This window comes from Ensifer sp. 22521 (genome assembly GCF_052044795.1).
GTDB lineage: Bacteria > Pseudomonadota > Alphaproteobacteria > Rhizobiales > Rhizobiaceae > Ensifer.
In genome coordinates this window covers 1-304 of sequence record NZ_JBQENM010000081.1, presented here as the reverse complement: position 1 = coordinate 304, position 304 = coordinate 1, and the positions used below count along the sequence as shown (strand labels likewise).

Below are 304 nucleotides of genomic sequence, written 5' to 3'. Positions count from 1 at the left end.
CTGATCGTCCCAGGAATTCATCGAGGTGCGTTCGAGAATGTCGTTTTCCGGGAAGACGGCGAGCAGTTCGGGATAGGTGTGGCCGGAGAAAGACCCGGTCTCGACGGTGGTGATGGTCGTTGGAATGTTGAAGACCTTTGCGGCCTTGGCGAGACCGACGACGTTGTTCTTCAGGACCTGCCGATCGATCGACTGAACGCCGAAGGCCATCTGTGGCTGCTGGTCGATGAAGATCAGCTGGCTGTTCTGGGGGGTCAGGACTTCGAGTTTGCTGGACATGGACTTTCTCCTCTTTGAGCTGGTT

Annotated in this window: 1 pseudogene; it reads right to left on the bottom strand. The window is 56.6% G+C overall.

The features are described 5' to 3' along the window. Positions 1-279: pseudogene (locus tag ACTJKE_RS36615) on the bottom strand (hydrolase); the annotation flags it as partial. Between the last annotated feature and the right edge of the window lie 25 nt (positions 280-304).